This window comes from Pseudomonas syringae (assembly GCF_023278085.1).
GTDB lineage: Bacteria > Pseudomonadota > Gammaproteobacteria > Pseudomonadales > Pseudomonadaceae > Aquipseudomonas > Aquipseudomonas syringae_Q.
Map to the genome: position 1 here is coordinate 1 of NZ_CP066266.1, position 16,889 is coordinate 16,889.

Here is a 16,889-nt window from a genome sequence, read left to right on the forward strand (position 1 = left end):
ATGAACCACGACAATGCGCTCAGCCTTTCCCTCGCGACCTCACTCATGGCCAACGCCGATCCGCTGGCCAGCAGCACTCACCTTCCGCCAGCGCGGTTTTTCGAAGACGGCACCGCGCTCAATCGGTTATTGCTGGAAGCGCCGTACATGGCGCGATGCAGCGATGACAAAACCGCGACCCGCGTTCGCCCTCGTGAGTACGCGCTTCGTTATCCCTATATGCAGGTCAATCGCCCCGGCATGGTGTCCTGGCTGGTGTTCGACCTGGACCACGCCAATGCCCTGGCCTGGGACGATGCCGGGTTGCCCGCGCCGAACCTGATGGTGCGTAACCGAAAAAGCGGCCATTCCCAATTGTTCTATGCCGTGCCGTCCGTGTGCACCACCGAGAACGCCCGAGCCAAGCCGATTCAGTACATGAAAGCGATCTATGCCGCGTTTGCCGCTCGCCTCGACGCGGACGTGGACTACCACGGTGGCCCTGTGGCCAAAACACCTGGTCACCCCTGGTGGGAGACGACTGAATTCCACAGCCACGTCTATGAACTGGGCGAACTGGCGAGCGCGGTAGAGCTGACCGTCAAGCCATGGGCCACTGGTCCCAAACTTGACCAGGTCAGCCATTCGCGGCACTGCATCCTATTCGAGCAGCTGCGTTATTTTGCGTACAGCATCGTCAATCGCGAGCGCGAGCTGGGGTCGTTTGAGTCTTTCATGCGCTCGCTCGATGCGTATGCGTACAACCACAACAGCTTTCAAAAACAGGGCTTTTCGGAAAACCTGCCGCTGTCTTCGATACGCGCCACGGTCAAATCCGTAGGTCGCTGGACGTGGGATCGGTACACCGGTGATCGTCGTTGCCATCGAGGCGCAATGCAGCTCGATGGCAGCTTGTCGCTTACCGAGCGGCAGAGCCTGGCTGCGAAGCGCACCAATGAGCTGCGGCACAAAGCCACAGAATCGAAGATCCGTGCCGCGTGCAGGCAGCTTCAAGACCAGGGCAAGGCATTGGTACGTTCTGCCATTGCGACACTCGCCGGCGTTTCGGTGAGAACGGTGGCCAGCTACACGCACATCCTTACCGAAGTTTTGCAACCGGCCACTGTGAGCGTTCTCAGGGCCAGCCGTAAGGCTGTGCCCGTACCACTTCGGCAAGATCGTTCACCCGCTACCCCACCCGTTCAGGCTCTCGTTGGTCAGCCTGCTGATGGCCGCGCCTCGGGTGTGCAATCCGGTGTACATCAGATATCTGCGGTCACGAAGGGGCCGCAAGCCGGAGAGCCCTTAAAAAAAGAACATGAGGATGGTTCATGATGGGGAGTGCGCGTATGAATTCAGTGCGTGCAGCGATGGCTTTCTGTGCTGCTGGTCGGCTTGAGTTGACGTGTTGAGGCTGTGAGTCGTTAACTGTACGTCCATACAGTTAACTCTGTTCCCAGCCAGGTTCGCTTCATGAACGTCAAAATACTCGGTCGGTTGTGCGGGTCCGGAAAGGTCATACCCTTCTACACTTTCAAAATCCCTGCCGGTTTTCCTAATCCTGCTGCGGACCACATCGAGCAGGACTTTTCATTCGACCGGTTGATGGATTTACGTGCGCCTCACATCTATGTGGCCAAGATCGATGGCGACAGCATGGAGGGTGCAAAGATTTTTCATGACAGCCTCGTTGTCGTGGATCGATCCAGAAAACCGTCCAGTGGAAGCATTGTCATTGCTGCCGTGAACAACGAGCCGCTGTGCAAAATCCTCATCCTGCAGGGTGACCATGTCGTGCTGAAGTCAGCCAACCCCGCCTATCCGCCTCGGCATATCCTGGAAGGCGAAGAACTGTCGATATGGGGCGTGGTGAGACATGGCGTCACGAGCTTTGAGTAACAAGCCAACGCCGGTGTTTGGCCTGGTCGATTGCAACTCGTTTTATGCCAGCTGTGAGCGGGTGTTTCGACCGGACCTGGCCAAGGTTCCCATAGTGGTTCTTAGCTCAAATGATGGTTGTGTCATTGCCCGCAGCTACGATGCAAAACCGTATGTGAAAATGGGTGCGCCTTATTTTCAGATCAAGGACTTACTGCGTCAGCACGGCATCCAGGCGTTCAGTAGTAATTTTGGGCTCTATGGCGACCTGAGTCAGCGCGTGATGGCCATCATAGAATCCATGGTACCTGCCGTTGAGGTTTACAGCATTGATGAGGCGTTCGCAGACCTGACCGGTATGCCTGGCAATTTGACCGAGTTAGGAAGATCGATTCGATCCAAGGTCTACCGCTGTACCGGCATTCCCGTGGGTGTGGGGATTGCACCGACTAAGACACTGGCCAAGCTGGCCAACCACACGGCAAAGCGTCTTCAGGCGCACACCGGCGGGGTCGTTGACATCTGTGACCCTGTAAAACGCGATTGGGTGCTGCGCAATACTTCTGTCGGAGAGGTCTGGGGCATAGGTCGAAAGATGAAAACGCACCTGGAGGGCATGCAGATCCGGTCGGCTAAGGACTTGGCCATGGCCGATCCTTGGATGCTGCGCAAAACATTCAGTGTTGTGATCGAGAAAACGGCACGCGAGCTGGCGGGCACCGCGTGCCTGGAGCTGGACGAAGTCGAACCACCACGTCAGGAGATCTGCTGCAGCAGAATGTTTGGTAAGCGGTTGACCGAGCTGGGGCCGATCAAAGAGGCGGTGGCCACCTACATGATGCGTGCCTCTGAAAAATTACGCGCCCAGGGATCGGTGTGTAAAAAGATCCGGGTGAGCATTCGCACCGGCATGTTCAATCCTGACGAAGCCAAGTATGCAAACGGCGCTCTGGTCCAGCTGCCCTACCCCACCAACGATGTGAGGGTGATGACCCAGTTCGCGACAGAGGCGGTTTCGCGGATTTTTCGACCAGGCTTCAGGTACAGCAAAGCAGAAGTCTTGCTGATGGATATCTGCCAGCCAGGCGAATTCACTGACGATCTGTTCACCATCAATCAGCCGGCGAGTTCAGATCGACTGATGGCTACTTTGGACATGATCAACGGCAAGTGGGGACGCGGGACGCTGCGTACAGGATCAGTACCAGTCGTTCCGGATTGGGGGATGCGCCGTGAGCTGATGAGCCAGAGCTACACGACGCGACTTGATCAGCTGTGGGTTGTAAAGGCTAACTGATCAAGTGCCAGGATCCCCAGGTCAGACAAGGAAAACCCTCGGCTACCCTGAAATTCCAGAGGTTTAATTGCTAGCTTAATCTCTGCGTTTTCCAACAATTACTGCGCCTCGCGTCAGCGAGAAGCCAACGTCTCCAACATAAGTTCCATTGGACTGATTGCAGTTCTCCGACGAGCCCATGGCCACTGGAACGACGTTGACCACGTCATAGCCTCTCTCATCAAAATTGTTATATGCCTCTTCAAGGCGCTGTGAAAACTCATCGAAATCCACAGAGCGATCATCGTAGATTTTCCTGAATTTGGTTCTGAAAATACCAACGTCTTGAGTTTCTGAGTGCTTAGATGCGTAAAACCACGTGGTTATGAATTTCTTCGACACTATCGACTTCTCCATTGTCAGCTCTTCCGAGCTTTTTTACCTGTTGCTTGGCACAGCTCAGGCAGATTAAGTGATGGATGCTGGAAATCAAATCACTTCTGGGTCGTAAAGGCTAAGTGATCAATTCCCAGCGCTCGTGCTGCCTTAAATATTAATTATGAATTAGTAATTAATAATTCTTGTTTTTAGGCCCATATGGGCCTATTATGTCTTTGTTGGTGGCACGCAGAGAGCCACTCGAACCTGAGGGGGCTAGTCGTTGCCACCTACGAGGAACGAGATGAGACTTTCAGATGTAGCGACTATCCGGACGAATTTTCCAGAGGCTCATTTTTGGATAATTCGTCGGGGTTCAGCAGAACGATGCGGCGCACCAGGGCGAGTGTTCAATCCTGAACACATAGGTGTCCTGGTGAACCGAACAGACATCGTTCTACCTGACTACCTTTTCTACGCGTTGATGCATGTGCATCAGCAAGGCTACTGGGAAAGGTTGGCAACAGGGACGCTGAGCCTGGTCAACATCCGTGTTTCAGACGTTCAGCGTATCGAACTGTCACCACGGTGAAGAAGGGGCCGCAAGGCCCCAGTCTTTACGTTCCTCAATGTGTTTTATTAATTAGCAATTAATAATTATGATTTATTAATTAATGGGATGACAATGAAGATTGAGCTACCTGGTATCCCTGAACAGCAGAGATTGATTTTCGAGATGGCTACTCGCGAGGCGATAAAGCAGCTCGAAGCAAACCTGCACGCGCCAAGCATTCCTGGTCCAAAGGATCTGGACGAGGCCCTGTTTCCGCGTACTCACCTGTTGCGTAAGCACGAAGGATGGGAAGCACCTCACGCTGAAATAGTCAGGTCCTATTTCCGGCACTTTCAGGACCATTTCGACGCGTATGCGACGGATAAAAAGCTGGCGGGATTGCTTCGCATCGCATCAGACAGACGAATTAGGAAGTTCAAGGAGGGGAGCCAAGACGTGCCTTACGAGATCTGGCGAAATTTTCTAATCCTCACAGGCCGAGTGCCGCAGGACATCGTGCCGATTTTGGCATTCACGGGCTAATAGAAGGAGAAGGTAGTCAAAGAAGGTGCTGGGGATGGGTGCAACCACCCCCAGCGTGAACACAATAAACCTGGTGGAAAATCATGCTCAACATGAAATGTATCACAGCTCGTCCTTTGCTGTTACGTGACCTTGCAGACCCTAAATATCGCTATTGGATAAAACAGTTTGCCGGTGAGGTTGCAGCTCCCTGCATAGCCGAGTCGCTCATGTCGTTCCTTCGTAAGCATCCCCTTATCACCTGAAAGCTGTTTTTAGCTGCAGCGAATGGCCTCTGCGTGTCCGCTCGGATACGCAGGGTGCTGTGTCGTCCAATCTTGGGCTAAGGGAATGGCATATGACCTCTTATGCGCTTACTGGAGCGGTCATTGATGACGAGGGTGTTACTACGATCATCAACGAATTCACCACCAGTGCAGCACGTGCAGCTGAGTGGATCCGCTTCTACACAGGTAACAGCTTTACCGGCACGTTGATCCTTATAACGACTGACATCGACGGTATCAAAGCCAAGCGACGGGTCGTTCTAGATCGTTGAGAAGGGGAATGGACCGATCTGCGCTGGATCGGTCTTGACTAGAAGCCCCACAGAGCTGATTATTAATTGTTATTTGCGAATTATTAATTGCGAATTAATTTAGGAGGCCCACATGGGCACAATCGTGATGGTTGGCGGGAACAAAGGCGGCGTAGGCAAAACTACCACTGCCGTAAACGTATCCATTGGGTTGGCAATGGAAGGCTACGATGTCTGTTTAGTAGACGCGGATGCGCAACGCAGCGCCTCGAAATGGTACGCAGAGCGTGAAGCGGCACAACTGGAACCGAAGATCACCCTGATTGAAAAACGCGACAACATCACGGTTACGCTGCGAACACTGAGCGAGAAATTTGATTATGTGATTGTCGACGTCGCTGGTAGAAACTCGCGTGAATTGATCACCGGAGCAGTAGTTGCAGACATCATCATTGCTCCAAACCAATGCAGCCAGCTCGATCTTGACACCCTTGGGGAGCTGCAAGAGCAAGTCTTGCGCTGCCGAGATCTAAACCCAAACCTGCAGGCATATGCCTATCAATCTATGGCTTCCCCAAACCCTGCAGTTCGTGTCACGGAGAGGCGCGAATTCCTGGAATTTCTTTCCGAGTATCCTGAGATCAAGCCTTTGGACTCAGTCGGCTTCTATCGGAAAGCATACAAAGACTCGATTCCTTCGGGAATGTCAGTTTTAGAAGGGAAAAACCGTGAAGCTGCTAACGAGATAAAGAGTCTGTTGAAAGAGGTGTTCCATGGCAATTAAAAAGGCGAGTGAGACTGCAAATAGGAGGGAGCAGGTCAGCGAGGAAGCATCTGAACGCCTGGCCCGAGAGCTAGCTGACAAGCCTTATGACTCTACCCCGTTGGCAAAGGCACCGGATAAGCGGAAGCCAGTTCCCGTATCGATCAGCTTGCCCCCAGGCATACTGGAGAAAATTGAGGACGATGTGCGCGAAAATAAGCGCTCCGGAAAAGCACTCAGGACGGTCAGTGCGATAGTTAAGCATGCGCTGGAAGCGCAAGGTTACACGCTGGATTAATTGGTAATTATTAAATAATAATTACTGGTTTGCTCATTCTCAAATGGGCCGGGCACAGGGTGCCCAGCTCTTTGGCTACGAATAATAGGAAGAGGGTGCCTAAGGCACCTTTAATCGTTTTTGGCATTAGGCTGTAACGGGGCCGGCAGAGAAAACGGAGAAATCGTACGCTAAGCATTCGGCCTGTCAGGTTGGCAAAAATCATCATCCGGGGTCACCGGAAGTCCCGTAAACTCAAGGCCATTCATCAAATTTGGTTGACACAAGTGTCAACTTGTATATCCTTGGAATTGAGGACTGCAACTGCGCATTCGTCGGGACTGGGTACCAGCAAAGGCCCCCCCGCATTCTTGGCAGCAGAGAAAGCTGGTTTCTCTGAAGTAGTGACGACGGGCATAGCCGGTCGGATTCTGAACCCAAGGTCGTAAGACTCGGAGCTAAAGAATCGCTGCGACTACTCCTCAAGAACACTGAAAAGGCGCCCATAGGGCGCCTTTTTCATTTCTGCAGTGGCTCCGGTTCAGGTGCGACAAGATCAGGTTTCGGCGGTCGCGGAATCTGACCTACCAAGGTGCCGTGCGCTCGACGTTGGGGATACCACGTCACAACATAATAGCCAAACCCCGTAGCACGCTCATGGCGTGGCTCAAGGATGAGTGTTCCCGTGGACGTCCTGAGCACTGCAATGCGATTACCGCCACGTTGCTCTTTGAACTCACAGTAGATTTGTGCTCCTGGAACAATCATTTTGGCGATGTGCGCGGCCACACCGTCGATGGTGTCACAACCGTGCTTGAGCAAGTCCGGTTGATGAGCCTCCCAAACGTGAATCACACCAAAACCACTGTTTGCACGGCGGTGAACACCTACGCGCAGATACACATTCCCTCCCGGCAAACCAAATTTCGGCATGTCTGGAATTGTGCCAAAGCTAAACCCGCCACCAGGATGGGCCACAAGCGTGTTTTCTTTGAATTTGAGCAGTTCAGACAAGGGCGAATCCAGAGCCATGGGGACGGGGACTGATAGCCACTATTGTGGCACGCCCAAAATAAGGCGTGAGGAATAGCGCCACGCAACCGAATCGGCTTAGCGTACGATTTTTTTCCGAATTCTGCTGGCTTCCCTAACCAGTCGATTGAATGGAACGGCAGGGCAGGGCGGTGTCTCACATTAGTACATCCACATGCCCCCGTGAGCCATTATGTGTAGCCATTATGAAGCACCGTCACCCCACCAGGTCGCTGAAGTGTTCGGGGTCGCACTGTTCGACCAGTGCAGGCTCGATCTGTGGCCTGGCTACATCGGCCCATTCCTACGCCGCCCAGATGGCCGGGCAGATGAAAACGATTCTCCCGCAACCATGGAAGTGCTGACCGGCTCCTTTGGGTTGATCCCGTCCTGGAGCAAGGACAGCAAGTTTGCCAAACACACCTACAATGCTCGATCAGAGACAGTGGCCGAGAAACCGTCGTTCCGACATGCATGGCGTCAGGCGCAACATTGCATTATCCCAGCGGTGGCCATCTATGAGCCGGACTGGCGATCAGGCAAGGCAATAGCCACGCGTATAGCCCGTGCAGACGGCGAGCTGCTGGGTATTGCGGGCCTATGGGAGCAGTGGCGCGATCCGTCCACCGACCAGATCCTGCACAGCTACACCATGCTGACAGTGAATGCGGATGATCACGACTTCATGAAGGCGTATCACAAGCCCCAGGACGAAAAGCGCATGGTAGTGATTTTGCCGAAGGGCTCGTACATGGACTGGTTGACCGCGCGGCCGGAGCAGAGCGCAGCGTTCATGAACCAGTACCCGGCAGATCGGCTGACAGTGGCCGTGTGATCAGTCTTCCCTGGAGCTGGTGGGGGCAGGGTGACTTGTCGCGCTGGACGGCAGCAGCCACCAAGCCGTAGGCGCGGTAGAATTTCCCGTAAACATCACGGTACGCGGGCATATAAGCTATCCAGCAGGCCCGCAACCAACTCTCTCAGGACCGTTAGCGATTCGTCACCAATCCTTACAGAGAGCACTATGACTTTACCCATCCTTCGAGCTACATCCTTTCGCGCTGGACAATTCTGGGCGACAAGTCACCCTGTCCACCACCAGCTCCACGGACAACGGAAAAGAAATGGACAGTGAAACCGATATATTGCATTGCATGGCTATCCGGCATGAGTATCTTCGGTGTAAAGACGCCTTTGAACTCTTCGTCGCGCAAGGTGAGTCCATTGTCATGCAGGGCCATAGTCATCAGCGAGCGTACCGGGCCTACAATGCCTACTCCAGCTTCATTCACCATCTGTACGAACTGTATATGGCCCTGTTTGCACGGGACCATCAAGTCGCCGATATCAAAAGTTGCCGTAGGATAAAAGCCTGGGTGAAAGGCGAGCAGGCCAAAAGAATTGGTGATGAAAAAAGTAAAGTCGGTACGCATACGTACACTGATGGGGCACTGAACGAGCAGGTTCACCTTCAGGCCATGCAGTGGCTATCGAGCATCGACAGGGGCGCTGTCTCCGCCAAGATCCACCCACGTTCCCAATACGAACGCATGCTACCTGTCGATCAAGATTTCGGTCCCGCCTTTCGATCCATGCGAAACAAGATTGCAGGCCATGTGACGTATGAAAGGATCGAGCTGGTCAAGCTGACCGAGTTCTTCCAGAAGTACCATCCCTATCTATGCATGCTTTTCAGAAATGTAGGTGGTAGCTCATTCGGACGTTATCTTGATACTGTGCCGGACTTCGGAGAGGTGACGAGCTTCTTGGGAATATTCATCCGGCCTGACCCAAACACCAATATCGAGTAGTCACGGAAAAACAAAATGCCCTATAGCCAAAAAAAATCACTTCTCGAAATGCCAAAAGATTGGCCTTTGCCAGATCACTATCTCCTTGAGCTGGGCCGCATAGCTGCTACCTGGTCGGTCCTTGAAGGTAGCTTGAATCTTTATATAAAAAAGTTGTTAGGTATCAATGACCCTGACGACGCTAGACCACAAATAATCACTACACATATGAACTTCAAGCAAAAGCAGGATGCCTTTGGAACCCTATGTGACATTCTAAAAGACTCACATCCAGGACTGAAAGACTACCAGGCGGTAATAGCAGCCATGAATAAAGCGGCAAAGGCACGCAACAAATATGTGCATGGCTCGCTCCACTATGACCCTGAGACGGCGAATCTTTTGCTGTCTTCGGTGAGTGCACGAGGAAGCTTCAAAGTCACATTTGTCCCTACAACGGTGGAGGATTTGAAAGGTGTGTCTGTACTCATTCATAAAGCAAGCGTGGCTCTGCACAACCTAGTTACAGGGTCAAAACATCCAGGTCTTTTCCCAACCCAGGCATGAAGCTGAATGCTAAATTCTTGGCATGCAGATCTCCCGTCCCCCAATACCTTTGAAGCCATCCCACCGCTTGCCACCGCTGAACTCAGGCTGTATCAAGCCACGAGTCAGTACTTCACTTTAAAGGTCGGTGAATCCTCCGGCCGCTGACCGCGCCGGTCGTAAAGGCGGGTGGTGCTGATGTTCGCGTGCCCAAGCCACATCTGCACTTTGGCGATATCGGCGTCGTGCTCCAGGGCGTTGGTCGCCGCCGTTGCGCGCAGGCCATGCACGCCCAGGTGTTCGACGACGATGCCGGCCTTCTTGGCATAGGCCTCGACAACGGTATAGATGCCGTTGGCCGTGATGCCGGCGCCGGTGGTGGTGCCGCGCAGCGAGCGAAACAGCGGACCGGGCGTCGCGGCACGCTCGTTATCTTGTTCCAGGTACGCGTGGATGCGCTCAGCAGCCACAGGATGAAGGGGCAAAAAACGGATCTTGCTGCCTTTGCCGTGGACCCGCAGGTGCTTGATGCCGCGTCGTTCCTGCAGATCGTGGGTGTGCAGCTGTGCCGCTTCTTCGCGGCGCAGGCCGTGGTAGAGCAGCACCGCCAGAATCGCCCGATCACGCAACCCCTTGAGCGTTTCAGTGTCCGGAGCCTCGAGCAGCTGCTTGGCCTGGTGATCACCGAGGGCCGGGGTCTTGCCTTCGTTGGTCTCAATCCGAGGCCGTTTGACCCCATGCACCGGGTTGCCGCCGGCCACGGCGTTGTTTTCCAGGAGGTGATCGAAGAGACTGGCCAGCGCGGCCAGTTTGCGGCGAATGGTGGCTCCGGCCAGGCCGCGGTGCTCCAGATCGGCGCGCCAGGCCAATACGTGCGACCGGGTGACCTGGCGAAAATCATCGGCGCTGGCCAGCCCTATAAAGGAAGAGAAATCCGTCAGGTCATTTTGATAGGCACGGCGTGTGCGTGGGTTGTCCAGGTTGGCAAACCACTCAAGCGCTGAGGGTACGGTGGCCAATTGCTGAAATTCGACGGCGGTCAGCCTGCGTGGATCGCCTGCGCCAATCTTCGTCACGTGCTGCATGTATAACCCTCGTGCGCCTCATAAATAATCGAAATCTAAATCTTGGTCATAATGGCAACGCCAATGACCGATACCGCACACCATTTGGAAAAGCCGAGAAAAAGTGGTGATAACGTATTTCTTACACTGATTAAGCAGCGAGCGATGCATAGTGCGTTGATTCAACCCTGTCCAAATACCATGTGGGATGACGTTGGGGTACTGGTGCAAACGCTTGAGCAGTCCAAAATCTCATTGATGCAAGGTAAGCTGCAAATCACTCAGTTTATAGGATGGCCGCACATGAAATTCATAAGCCTTACTGACGCTGGACGGCGCACTGTCGCGGCCATGGCACTAGCTGTAGCGTCAGTGGCACAAGCCGCTCCTGCGCACGTGATTGACGTTTACCGGGACCCCAATTGCGGATGCTGTTCCAAGTGGATTGCTTACCTGCGGGACAATGGCTTCACGGTTAATGACCATCTGGAAGAAAACATGAGCCCGGTGAAGGCCAAGCTGGGTGTGCCTGAGAAATTGATGTCGTGTCACACCGGTGTAGTGAACGGCAAGTTCATCGAGGGGCATGTCCCGGTCCAACAGATCGCTGAGCTTGAACGCCGGACTGACCTAATCGGCGTGGCGGCACCCGGCATGCCAATGGGCTCACCGGGCATGGAAACAGGGCACAAAAGCGCCTATCAGATCATCGGACTGAAAAAGACCGGCGAGCAGGAGGTGGTGGCTGACTACCCGGCGCAGTGACAACCGGTTTCATGTCCGCCAAGCCTGGGGGGCCTGGCTTAGCGGTGCCCAGGCTATCAGGCCGGCATGTCATGTTCGTGGGCCAGATGACCGCACGAAGGTGAGGATGAAGGTCGTTCGGCCCTCGTGGGATGTACACGAGATAGTACCGCCATGCGCTTGCATCAAGGACCGGGCAATCGCCAGCCCCAGCCCCGCATTCCCGGCGCCTTCGCGCCGCGCCGGATCAACCCGGTAGAACCGGTCAAAGATGCGGTCCAGGTGCTGCGGTGCTATTTCAGGGCCAGGATTTTCCAACCGAAGCTCTACCCTTCCTCCGTGATCGTGGATGCTGACCTTGATCGTCTCTCCGGACGGCGTATAGCGCAGGGCATTGGACAGCAGGTTCGACACGACACGGTCGATCATCACGCTGTCAGCGAAGATCGAGGCGTTGCCTGATGCTTGTAGCTGAATCCCCTTGTCCTCGGCCAGAAACTCGTAATAGCCGAACAGCTTGCTGATGACTGTTCTCAGATCCAGTTCAACAGCCTCGGGCACAATTAGCCCGTTATCAGACTTGGCCAGGAACAGCATGCCGTCGATGATACCCGAAAGACGATTGAGCTCTTCCAGATTGGAGCTCAGATTCTCTTCGTACACCTCGGGCGCACGCTTTTTGGCCAGGATCACCTCGGTGTGGGTCCGCAGGTTGCTGATCGGGGTACGAAGCTCGTGCGCAATGTCAGCAGAGAAATTCGATAGGCGCACAAAGGAATCGTCCAGGCGACCAAGCATGGAATTGAACGCGGTGATGAGCTCACGCAACTCATCCGGTACCGGCCCCAAGGGAATGCGTTCCTTCAGCGAGCCAGCGGACATTGAGGCGGCGGTCTGGGTCACCCTTGCCACCGGCCGCAGTCCGTTCTTGGCGACCAGCCACCCGAGGGCCCCGCTTAACGCGGTACTAGCCAATAGAACGCCCCAGAACCAGCGTTCGAGCATGGCAAAGAAGTGCATATGCGTGGTCACATCCAGGACAAGCCAGGCGGTCAGCGGTGGGCTGGCAGTGGGTAGCGATATCGAGGCGGTCAGGGCCCTGAACATGCGGCCTTCGTTCTCCCACTCCCAGACGCCATCGCGCTGGGTGGCCTGCGCGAGCGACGGCGCCGCTGATTGGGGAGGTTCTGCAAAAAAAGGCGTCCCATCGGTCTTCAGAAATACAGCACTGAGATCGGGATGTGCCCCCAGGAGGGTGTGCCAGCGCGCCTTGAGCAGTTCCGGGTTTGCGCCTGATTCCTTCGCGATCTGGTTAATCGCTTCCAGCTTTTCTCCCAGCGCTTGCGCATCCAGGGCGCGAAAGTGGTGACGGCTCAGCTCGTTGAAGGCAACGCCCACGATCATGAGGACGACGGCGACCGCGACCACAAACAAAAGGCTCAAGCGCAGGGTGAGTGAGCCAGGCTTCATCCTTCGTCCTGCGCGTCTAGCATGTAACCCATCCCCCGGCAGGTATGCAGCAGTTTTGCCTCGAAGTCATCGTCAATCTTGGCCCTCAACCGCCGTATCGCCACCTCGATAACATTTGTGTCGCTGTCGAAATTCATGTCCCAGACCTGGGAAGCTATCAGCGATTTGGACAACACCTCACCTTGCCGGCGCATCAGTAACTCCAGCAGTGCGAACTCTTTGGCCGTAAGGTCGATTCGCTTGCCGCCCCGAGTCGCCCGACGCTTGAGCAAATCCACCTGAAGGTCTCCGATTTGCAGGCTTGTTTGAACCGGCAGGCTGCTGCTGCCGCGCCGTAGCAGTGTTCGCACCCGTGCCAGCAGTTCTGAAAAAGCAAATGGCTTAACCAGGTAATCATCGGCGCCCAGCTCCAGGCCCTTGACCCGGTCGTCTACCCCGTCGCGTGCGGTCAGAAACAGCACCGGTACGGACTGGCCAGCGGTGCGAAGGCGTCTGATGACTTCCCAGCCATCCAGGCCCGGCATCATCACGTCAAGAATCAACAGGTCATAGGCTTCATTGAGCGCCTGGTCAACGGCATCTGTGCCTGTGACCACGCGGTCCACATTGAAGCCGGCCTCCCGCAGGCCTTGCTGCAGATAGATTCCAGTCTTCGGTTCGTCTTCGGCTACCAACAGTTTCATGACAGCGATCTCATTTGCAGATGGGTTTAGTCTGCCAACAAACCGATAGGTGTGGTGCCACCTTACACAAATGTAATCGGCCAATCAGGTGCACGTCAGCTGCCAAGGGCTAGTCTGGGCTCAGCTCTCTTCAAAGACCTCCGCTCCTTGGTCTCCGGCGCCTGTCCAGGCGCCGTTTCTTTTGCAAAGAACCGTCTTAGGAAAGCCTGAACCTAAGGGAAGGACAGGAATCAGGCAAGCTCAGCGGGATAGCCTTTTTCCTGAATTGCTTCGAGCAGGGCCTGCGCTGGCTGGCGGCTTTGAACCTGTACGGTACGGCTTTCCAAGTCCACATCGACCGTGGCCTCACTGTCCAAAGCCGTGACCGCTGCGGTGATCGATTTGACACAATGACCGCAATTCATGCCTTGCACGTTGAACTGATACATAGCGTGTCTCCAAATCATGGGGGGCAGCGCTACTTTCAACGTTGACATGAGGTCAAGGTCAAGCCTCTTCTGTTCTTAAGCGTTAGGCGCGGTTGGAGGTTGACCTTTACATGAGGTCAAGGTTGATCCTCTACTCATTGATAGCGAGGAATCCGGCATGGCTGAATTTAATCTACCTATCCAAGGGATGACCTGCGCCGCGTGTGCCGGTCGCGTGGAGCGTGCGCTGAAGAAAGTGGCCGGCGTACAGGAAGCCAGTGTGAATCTGGCCAACGAGCAAGCCCGAATTGAAGCGCCGCAGGACGCCATGCCGGCTTTACGTGAGGCGATTACCCGCGCCGGCTACGGGGTCCCGGACGAAACCCTCGTATTGAGCATCACCGGCATGACCTGTGCCAGTTGCGTTAACCGTGTCGAACGGGCCTTGCGCAAAGTGCCCGGCGTGGGCGAGGTCAGCGTCAATCTGGCCACCGAACAGGCCCATGTCACTGCCATAGCAGGCACGTCTGTGCAGGCCTTGATCGCCGCCGTAAGGAACGCGGGCTACCAGGCTCAACCTCCCACTACCAAGGTCCCAGCCGCTGAAAATACTCGACTCACACAGGAGCGCTGGGCGTTGATCGCAGCCTTGCTGCTGGCCGCTCCGCTCGTGCTGCCCATGCTGCTGCAACCGTTAGGCATTCACATCATGTTGCCGGTGTGGCTTCAGTTCGCTTTGGCCACACCGGTGCAATTCCTGCTCGGTGCCCGTTTTTACCGCGCAGCCTGGAAAGCGCTACGGGCCCGCACTGGCAATATGGATTTACTCGTCGCCCTGGGGACCAGCGCTGCTTATGGCTTGAGCGTCTACCAAGCCGTGACCGCTGTGCCCGGCCAGTTCCCCCACCTTTATCTAGAAGCTGCAGCTGTCGTGATTGGCCTGGTCCGTCTGGGCAAATACCTTGAAAGCCGAGCTAAGCGGCAGACCGGTGAAGCCATACGTGCGCTTCAGGGGTTGAGGCCCGAGCGCGCCCTACGTCTGGAAGCTGATGGCCGTGAGCAGGAGGTTGCGGTGGCTGACTTACGCCTGAAAGAACGTGTACGGGTCAGGCCCGGCGAGCGCATCCCGGTGGACGGCCTCATTGAGACAGGCGACAGCTATGCGGACGAAGCCCTGATCAGTGGCGAGAGCCGACCGGTGGCCAAACAAGCCGGCGACAAGGTCATTGGTGGCTCCATCAACGGTGAAGGCACGCTGATCGTTCAGGTCACAGCCCTTGGGGGAGAGAGCGTACTGGCGCGGATCATTCGTCTGGTTGAAGACGCACAGGCCGCCAAGGCACCCATCCAACGCCTGGTGGACAAGGTTAGCGAAATTTTTGTGCCGGTGGTGCTCGGCATTGCCCTGTTAACGCTTGTGGGCTGGCTGCTGGCAGGGAGCGACTGGGAGACGGCGCTGATCAACGCGGTAGCCGTACTGGTCATTGCCTGCCCTTGTGCCTTGGGCTTGGCCACTCCAACTGCAATCATGGCAGGCACCGGCGTTGCGGCACGTCACGGCATCCTGATCAAGGATGCACAAACCCTGGAAGTCGCCCATGCCGTGCAAGCGGTGGCCTTTGACAAAACCGGTACCCTCACCTCAGGGGAGCCCCATCTGGTGCATATGGCGGTAGCTTCGATCCCCGAAGCGGAAGCCTTGGCGCTGGCGGGCCGCTTGCAACGAGGTAGTGAACATCCCCTGGGTCGTGCTGTTCTGGCGGCCTGTAGTGAACGCGGCCTTGATACCCCAATGGCTGACAGCGTCCGTGCGCTGCCTGGTCGTGGCGTCCAAGGCTCTGTCGAAGGCCGGCAGCTTGCCTTGGGCAATGGCCGATGGCTTGAAGAGCTAGGGCTCGAACCAGGCGCGTTAGCTGAACACGCTCAGCTATGGGACGCCGAAGGCCGGACCTTGTCCTGGTTGATCGAGCTAGGCGCTGCGCCCAGGGTGCTGGCCTTGCTCGCGTTTGGCGATGCGCTTAAGCCTGGCGCCCAGCAGGCTGTAGCGGCCTTGGCAGCACGTCAGATCAGCAGCCACTTGATTACCGGGGATACCTGGAGCAGTGCCCGGCAGACCGCTGCTCAGACGGGTATTGAGAACATTCATGCCCAGGTACTGCCGGCCGAAAAGGCGGCCGTCGTTGCAGGTCTCAAGGCGAAAGGCACACGGGTGGCCATGGTCGGCGACGGTATCAATGATGCTCCCGCCCTGGCGGCCGCCGATGTCGGCATTGCCATGGGCAGCGGTACCGATGTGGCCATGCATGCCGCCGGAATCACCCTACTGCGCAGTGATCCACGACTTGTACCGGCAGCGCTGGATATCGCCCGGTGCACCCACCGCAAAATCCGCCAAAATCTGTTCTGGGCCTTCGTTTATAACGTGATTGGCATCCCATTGGCAGCGTTCGGCCTCCTCGATCCGGTTTTTGCCGGCGCAGCCATGGCCTTTTCAAGCGTAAGCGTGGTCAGCAATGCCTTGCTGCTCAAACGCTGGCAACCGGCATTGGAGGACATACCTTGAACATCAGCCAAGCTGCACACGCCAGTGGGCTGACGCCCAAGATGCTGCGCTATTACGAAAGTATTGGTTTGCTTGAGCCTGCCATACGAACAGCAAGCGGTTATCGCCAGTACCGGCCTGCCGATTTGAATACCCTGGCTTTTCTCAAACGTGCTCGAGACCTGGGCTTTTCCTTGGAGGAAGTCGGCACCCTGCTCGAACTGCAACGCGACCGACACCGTGCCAGTGCCGACGTAAAAGCGCTGGCCAATGCTCATGTGCAGGACTTGAACCGCAAAATCGAGGAGTTCATCAGCCTGCGCGATACGCTGCAGGCCTTGATCAATGAATGCCAGGGCAATAACGATTCTACCTGCGCCATTCTCGACTCGTTGGCCGGAGTCAAGGGCAAATAGCGCAAAGTGCCGATGTCAGACCAGCCAGCGT

20 protein-coding genes are annotated in these 16,889 nt (G+C 55.6%); 14 read left to right on the top strand and 6 right to left on the bottom strand.

The window, feature by feature from the left end:
* From I9H07_RS24535 to I9H07_RS24545, 3 genes are all read left to right on the top strand, one after another.
* Nucleotides 1-1,314, top strand: coding sequence for a replication initiation protein (locus tag I9H07_RS24535; protein WP_005782534.1), 1,314 nt, complete (start codon nucleotides 1-3; stop codon nucleotides 1,312-1,314).
* Between the two features lie 138 nt (nucleotides 1,315-1,452).
* On the top strand, nucleotides 1,453-1,878 hold the full coding sequence (locus I9H07_RS24540; RefSeq protein ID WP_005782533.1) for a LexA family protein: 426 nt from the start codon (nucleotides 1,453-1,455) through the stop codon (nucleotides 1,876-1,878).
* Nucleotides 1,856-3,154: a Y-family DNA polymerase gene (locus I9H07_RS24545; RefSeq protein ID WP_039847494.1), complete on the top strand. Its 1,299-nt coding sequence runs from the start codon at nucleotides 1,856-1,858 to the stop codon at nucleotides 3,152-3,154. The genes I9H07_RS24540 and I9H07_RS24545 overlap by 23 nt, the downstream gene beginning before the upstream one ends.
* Before the next feature lie 75 nt (nucleotides 3,155-3,229).
* On the opposite strand, the gene I9H07_RS24550 is transcribed toward I9H07_RS24545, so the two are convergent.
* Entirely contained in the window at nucleotides 3,230-3,550 is a 321-nt protein-coding gene (locus tag I9H07_RS24550; protein ID WP_005782530.1) for a hypothetical protein, read from the bottom strand.
* Nucleotides 3,551-3,815: 265 nt separating this feature from the next.
* On the opposite strand from I9H07_RS24550, the gene I9H07_RS24555 reads away from it, so the two are divergent.
* From I9H07_RS24555 to I9H07_RS24575, 5 genes are all read left to right on the top strand, one after another.
* Nucleotides 3,816-4,103 carry a hypothetical protein gene (locus I9H07_RS24555; protein WP_080034378.1) on the top strand — a complete coding sequence of 96 codons (288 nt, stop codon included), beginning with the start codon at nucleotides 3,816-3,818 and terminating at the stop codon, nucleotides 4,101-4,103.
* 93 nt (nucleotides 4,104-4,196) lie between these two features.
* Entirely contained in the window at nucleotides 4,197-4,607 is a 411-nt protein-coding gene (locus I9H07_RS24560) for a hypothetical protein (protein WP_005782529.1), read from the top strand.
* Nucleotides 4,608-4,944: 337 nt separating this feature from the next.
* Nucleotides 4,945-5,145: a hypothetical protein gene (locus I9H07_RS24565; protein ID WP_003348581.1), complete on the top strand. Its 201-nt coding sequence runs from the start codon at nucleotides 4,945-4,947 to the stop codon at nucleotides 5,143-5,145.
* A gap of 112 nt (nucleotides 5,146-5,257) precedes the next feature.
* On the top strand, nucleotides 5,258-5,908 hold the full coding sequence (locus tag I9H07_RS24570) for an AAA family ATPase (protein ID WP_003348583.1): 651 nt from the start codon (nucleotides 5,258-5,260) through the stop codon (nucleotides 5,906-5,908).
* A complete protein-coding gene (locus I9H07_RS24575; RefSeq protein WP_005782528.1) occupies nucleotides 5,898-6,185 on the top strand; it encodes a hypothetical protein in 288 nt (95 codons plus the stop codon). The genes I9H07_RS24570 and I9H07_RS24575 overlap by 11 nt, the downstream gene beginning before the upstream one ends.
* A 498-nt stretch (nucleotides 6,186-6,683) precedes the next feature.
* Here I9H07_RS24575 and I9H07_RS24580 read toward each other — a convergent pair whose 3' ends face one another.
* Nucleotides 6,684-7,178: a hypothetical protein gene (locus I9H07_RS24580; RefSeq protein ID WP_050512781.1), complete on the bottom strand. Its 495-nt coding sequence runs from the start codon at nucleotides 7,176-7,178 to the stop codon at nucleotides 6,684-6,686.
* A gap of 211 nt (nucleotides 7,179-7,389) precedes the next feature.
* Between I9H07_RS24580 and I9H07_RS24585 the strand changes: the two genes are divergently transcribed.
* The 3 genes from I9H07_RS24585 (at nucleotide 7,390) to I9H07_RS24595 (ending at nucleotide 9,553) form a co-directional block, all read left to right on the top strand.
* The gene (locus I9H07_RS24585; protein WP_010217029.1) at nucleotides 7,390-8,031 is read left to right on the top strand and encodes an SOS response-associated peptidase; all 642 of its coding nucleotides are present in this window, start codon (nucleotides 7,390-7,392) and stop codon (nucleotides 8,029-8,031) included.
* A gap of 289 nt (nucleotides 8,032-8,320) precedes the next feature.
* Entirely contained in the window at nucleotides 8,321-9,007 is a 687-nt protein-coding gene (locus tag I9H07_RS24590; protein ID WP_005782526.1) for a hypothetical protein, read from the top strand.
* Between the two features lie 15 nt (nucleotides 9,008-9,022).
* A complete protein-coding gene (locus I9H07_RS24595; protein ID WP_005782525.1) occupies nucleotides 9,023-9,553 on the top strand; it encodes a hypothetical protein in 531 nt (176 codons plus the stop codon).
* 104 nt (nucleotides 9,554-9,657) lie between these two features.
* Here the strand turns inward: I9H07_RS24595 and I9H07_RS24600 are convergent, their stop codons facing one another.
* Nucleotides 9,658-10,617: a tyrosine-type recombinase/integrase gene (locus tag I9H07_RS24600; protein WP_005782524.1), complete on the bottom strand. Its 960-nt coding sequence runs from the start codon at nucleotides 10,615-10,617 to the stop codon at nucleotides 9,658-9,660.
* Between the two features lie 282 nt (nucleotides 10,618-10,899).
* On the opposite strand from I9H07_RS24600, the gene I9H07_RS24605 reads away from it, so the two are divergent.
* On the top strand, nucleotides 10,900-11,361 hold the full coding sequence (locus I9H07_RS24605) for a DUF411 domain-containing protein (protein ID WP_025992745.1): 462 nt from the start codon (nucleotides 10,900-10,902) through the stop codon (nucleotides 11,359-11,361).
* A 69-nt stretch (nucleotides 11,362-11,430) separates the two neighbouring features.
* On the opposite strand, the gene I9H07_RS24610 is transcribed toward I9H07_RS24605, so the two are convergent.
* The 3 genes from I9H07_RS24610 to I9H07_RS24620 all read right to left on the bottom strand — a co-directional run bounded on the left by I9H07_RS24610 (nucleotide 11,431) and on the right by I9H07_RS24620 (nucleotide 13,921).
* Nucleotides 11,431-12,810 carry a heavy metal sensor histidine kinase gene (locus tag I9H07_RS24610; RefSeq protein ID WP_005782522.1) on the bottom strand — a complete coding sequence of 460 codons (1,380 nt, stop codon included), beginning with the start codon at nucleotides 12,808-12,810 and terminating at the stop codon, nucleotides 11,431-11,433.
* On the bottom strand, nucleotides 12,807-13,493 hold the full coding sequence (locus I9H07_RS24615; protein WP_005782521.1) for a heavy metal response regulator transcription factor: 687 nt from the start codon (nucleotides 13,491-13,493) through the stop codon (nucleotides 12,807-12,809). The genes I9H07_RS24610 and I9H07_RS24615 overlap by 4 nt, the downstream gene beginning before the upstream one ends.
* A gap of 230 nt (nucleotides 13,494-13,723) precedes the next feature.
* A complete protein-coding gene (locus I9H07_RS24620; protein ID WP_005782520.1) occupies nucleotides 13,724-13,921 on the bottom strand; it encodes a heavy-metal-associated domain-containing protein in 198 nt (65 codons plus the stop codon).
* A gap of 157 nt (nucleotides 13,922-14,078) precedes the next feature.
* On the opposite strand from I9H07_RS24620, the gene I9H07_RS24625 reads away from it, so the two are divergent.
* Nucleotides 14,079-16,463 carry a heavy metal translocating P-type ATPase gene (locus tag I9H07_RS24625; RefSeq protein WP_005782519.1) on the top strand — a complete coding sequence of 795 codons (2,385 nt, stop codon included), beginning with the start codon at nucleotides 14,079-14,081 and terminating at the stop codon, nucleotides 16,461-16,463.
* Nucleotides 16,460-16,858, top strand: coding sequence for a Cu(I)-responsive transcriptional regulator (cueR, locus tag I9H07_RS24630; RefSeq protein WP_005782518.1), 399 nt, complete (start codon nucleotides 16,460-16,462; stop codon nucleotides 16,856-16,858). Before I9H07_RS24625 ends, cueR begins: the two co-directional genes overlap by 4 nt.
* Nucleotides 16,859-16,889 lie beyond the last annotated feature (31 nt).

What these genes read in the sequence shown, in the direction of transcription:
- I9H07_RS24535 (WP_005782534.1), top strand. Translation starts at nt 1, where the DNA reads ATGAACCACGACAATGCGCTCAGCCTTTCCCTCGCGACCTCACTCATG.
- I9H07_RS24540 (WP_005782533.1), top strand. Translation starts at nt 1,453, where the DNA reads ATGAACGTCAAAATACTCGGTCGGTTGTGCGGGTCCGGAAAGGTCATA.
- I9H07_RS24545 (WP_039847494.1), top strand. Translation starts at nt 1,856, where the DNA reads ATGGCGTCACGAGCTTTGAGTAACAAGCCAACGCCGGTGTTTGGCCTG.
- I9H07_RS24550 (WP_005782530.1), bottom strand. Translation starts at nt 3,550, where the DNA reads ATGGAGAAGTCGATAGTGTCGAAGAAATTCATAACCACGTGGTTTTAC.
- I9H07_RS24555 (WP_080034378.1), top strand. Translation starts at nt 3,816, where the DNA reads ATGAGACTTTCAGATGTAGCGACTATCCGGACGAATTTTCCAGAGGCT.
- I9H07_RS24560 (WP_005782529.1), top strand. Translation starts at nt 4,197, where the DNA reads ATGAAGATTGAGCTACCTGGTATCCCTGAACAGCAGAGATTGATTTTC.
- I9H07_RS24565 (WP_003348581.1), top strand. Translation starts at nt 4,945, where the DNA reads ATGACCTCTTATGCGCTTACTGGAGCGGTCATTGATGACGAGGGTGTT.
- I9H07_RS24570 (WP_003348583.1), top strand. Translation starts at nt 5,258, where the DNA reads ATGGGCACAATCGTGATGGTTGGCGGGAACAAAGGCGGCGTAGGCAAA.
- I9H07_RS24575 (WP_005782528.1), top strand. Translation starts at nt 5,898, where the DNA reads ATGGCAATTAAAAAGGCGAGTGAGACTGCAAATAGGAGGGAGCAGGTC.
- I9H07_RS24585 (WP_010217029.1), top strand. Translation starts at nt 7,390, where the DNA reads ATGTGTAGCCATTATGAAGCACCGTCACCCCACCAGGTCGCTGAAGTG.
- I9H07_RS24590 (WP_005782526.1), top strand. Translation starts at nt 8,321, where the DNA reads ATGGACAGTGAAACCGATATATTGCATTGCATGGCTATCCGGCATGAG.
- I9H07_RS24595 (WP_005782525.1), top strand. Translation starts at nt 9,023, where the DNA reads ATGCCCTATAGCCAAAAAAAATCACTTCTCGAAATGCCAAAAGATTGG.
- I9H07_RS24600 (WP_005782524.1), bottom strand. Translation starts at nt 10,617, where the DNA reads ATGCAGCACGTGACGAAGATTGGCGCAGGCGATCCACGCAGGCTGACC.
- I9H07_RS24605 (WP_025992745.1), top strand. Translation starts at nt 10,900, where the DNA reads ATGAAATTCATAAGCCTTACTGACGCTGGACGGCGCACTGTCGCGGCC.
- I9H07_RS24610 (WP_005782522.1), bottom strand. Translation starts at nt 12,810, where the DNA reads ATGAAGCCTGGCTCACTCACCCTGCGCTTGAGCCTTTTGTTTGTGGTC.
- I9H07_RS24615 (WP_005782521.1), bottom strand. Translation starts at nt 13,493, where the DNA reads ATGAAACTGTTGGTAGCCGAAGACGAACCGAAGACTGGAATCTATCTG.
- I9H07_RS24620 (WP_005782520.1), bottom strand. Translation starts at nt 13,921, where the DNA reads ATGTATCAGTTCAACGTGCAAGGCATGAATTGCGGTCATTGTGTCAAA.
- I9H07_RS24625 (WP_005782519.1), top strand. Translation starts at nt 14,079, where the DNA reads ATGGCTGAATTTAATCTACCTATCCAAGGGATGACCTGCGCCGCGTGT.